The following is a 2215-nucleotide window of genomic DNA, read 5'->3' on the forward strand; positions in this document are numbered from 1 at the left end:
AAATGAGGTTCACTATATTGACTCATTTTTGAATTTGTCTCGCGCGGAGTCTCATGAAGCGCATTCATCAACCTTTACAGACAATTTAACGTTATTGAATCAGCTAGGGCAGCGGATCATTACGTTTGATGATGATCAGCCAAGTATGTTGGCGATCTATGAGCAAGTTAAGCAACTAGTGCCTTGCAGTGCGTTGAGCCTCGCTTTCTATAATAAAGAATCCCACTCACTTAAATATAAATACCTGATTGATAACGGTGAGCTAGTTAAAAGCTTTGAAGTGTCGTGCCAGGAAGTATCACGTATCGGCATTCACTGCGCTAACAATCAGGCAACCGTTGTGTTGGATACGTCAACAGAGCACGAAATCAATAGTTATCTAGACGAGCAATATAAGTCGGCAAATTCGTGTTGGGTTAATGATGAAATTGGAGTGACGGGCACTTCCGTTATTACCACCCCTGTAATTTTTGAAGGGAGTTTGATCGCGGTGTTAAGTATTCAAAAAGATCGATCGCACAGTTACAACGATTACCATCTGCAAGTGGTAAAGCAGATCGCCAATTACTTTGCTATGTCGTTAACACACTTAAAACAGAAGCAAGAACTTGAAGATAGCCGCATCTTTATGGAACAGATCTATAAGACTGACCATTTAACAGGGCTCAAAAATCGCTTCGGTGTAAAACCTTATTTGGAAAAACTCCAGCAAGCTAACGCTGAACATTCCTCAATAACGGCGTTAGTGTTGGATGTTGATTACTTGAAAGCGTTCAATAATCACTATGGAATGGCGTCAGGCGATAATCTATTGGTGACCTTTTCGGACATACTGAATCATGTGAGTGAAGGCAAAGGGGAAGTCTTCAGAGTAGGAGGAGATGAGTTCGTTGTCATCCTACCTTCTCTGGAAAGTGAACAAGCGATAGAGGTGGCTAAAGAAATTAAAGCGCACTTAAAAAATAGTGGGATTAAAAACGCTGGCGCGGAAACTGAACACTTAGTCACTTGTACTATTGGCATCATTGAACTAGATAAACTGACGGATTTAACTAAGTTTGAACAAAATCTTTTTCAGGGCGAACGTGCGCTTATTAGAGCGAAAAAAGAAAAGCGGAATCGACTGTTACGCTATAGTGCTGCGTAAGTGAAAATTTAATGTGTGAAATCCGATTCTTATGGTGATAAGTATGTTCTCGTTGCCAATTTTTTCATTTTGTTGAGAATTTTATTAAATCAAGTGACTGATTTTATTGAAATTTGACGTTTGTATCAATTTTATACAAAAACGCATTATTCAGAGTAATGTATTGTTTAACTGTCTGTATTAGTGATATGTCCCATATAAACTCGATATTATAGTGATAGAGTGTTAGAAATGGTCCTTAACTGCCGTTCTTATCTATCTGATTTATATGATTATTGTCTTAGCGTAAATAAAAAAGTTGGCGAAAATCATAAGCTTGGCATACACTTTCCTTGTACAGACCGATAAGTTGTTGTTCGGTCTAGTGAAATGCTTTGGCGCTACCAAGTTTGGTAGCAATGTTAAACTAGCTTTGAGGAAAGTTTATGGCGCTCACAAAGGCCGATTTGGCTGAGAACCTGTTTGAAAAGCTCGGATACAGCAAACGGGATGCCAAGGAAACGGTTGAAGTGTTTTTTGAAGAAGTTCGTAAAGCACTAGAAAACGGTGAACAGGTAAAACTGTCGGGTTTTGGTAACTTTGACCTTCGTGAAAAAAGTGAAAGACCAGGCCGTAACCCGAAAACCGGTGAAGACATTCCAATTACTGCTCGACGTGTTGTTACGTTCCGACCAGGGCAAAAGCTGAAAGCCCGCGTTGAGAATATAAAAGTAGAGAAGTAAGCCAAGCAATCGACCACGCATAGCGTGGTCTTTTTGTATTAGAAATGGATTTTTATCACCCGCTTAGTAAACACTAAGCGGGTGATTTTCTTTTTATGGGGTAAGGAAGATTAAGCTGCTTTGATGTGAGTTGTTATGTAAGGCTGCCAAGCCTGCTGATACATTTCTAGCGACTGGCGGCGTAAGCTAGTGATCTGCGCAGTTTCAATATCGTTCAAGCTACGGCTTTCAGAAATAGCGTGTCTTTCAATACCTTGAATAATTTCATAAAGCTCATGCTCTGGGCCACTTTTTACATCTGCAATCGCTTTTAAGTGAAGTTGTACTTCGGCCACAATATTTGTCT

General features: G+C 39.8%; 2 protein-coding genes and 1 pseudogene. 2 read left to right on the forward strand and 1 reads right to left on the reverse strand.

Annotated features, from left to right (window positions below; translation table 11 throughout):
- Both L4C33_RS21740 and ihfA read left to right on the forward strand, forming a co-directional pair.
- Nucleotides 1-1147, forward strand: a 1147-nt coding sequence (locus tag L4C33_RS21740) for a sensor domain-containing diguanylate cyclase (RefSeq protein WP_428814467.1), incomplete at its 5' end; no start/stop codon positions are given.
- Nucleotides 1148-1572: 425 nt separating this feature from the next.
- Entirely contained in the window at nt 1573-1869 is a 297-nt protein-coding gene (gene ihfA / locus L4C33_RS21745; RefSeq protein ID WP_428814468.1) for an integration host factor subunit alpha, read from the forward strand.
- 110 nt (nt 1870-1979) lie between these two features.
- Here the strand turns inward: ihfA and L4C33_RS21750 are convergent.
- Nucleotides 1980-2215 (reverse strand): annotated as a pseudogene (locus L4C33_RS21750) (phosphoribosylglycinamide formyltransferase); the annotation flags it as partial.

It is taken from the genome of Vibrio makurazakiensis, assembly GCF_050337375.1.
GTDB classification, from domain to species: Bacteria; Pseudomonadota; Gammaproteobacteria; order Enterobacterales; family Vibrionaceae; genus Vibrio; species Vibrio makurazakiensis.

Excerpts from the sequence above, each read along its gene's own strand:
- ihfA (WP_428814468.1), top strand. The coding sequence starts at position 1,573 with ATGGCGCTCACAAAGGCCGATTTGGCTGAGAACCTGTTTGAAAAGCTC.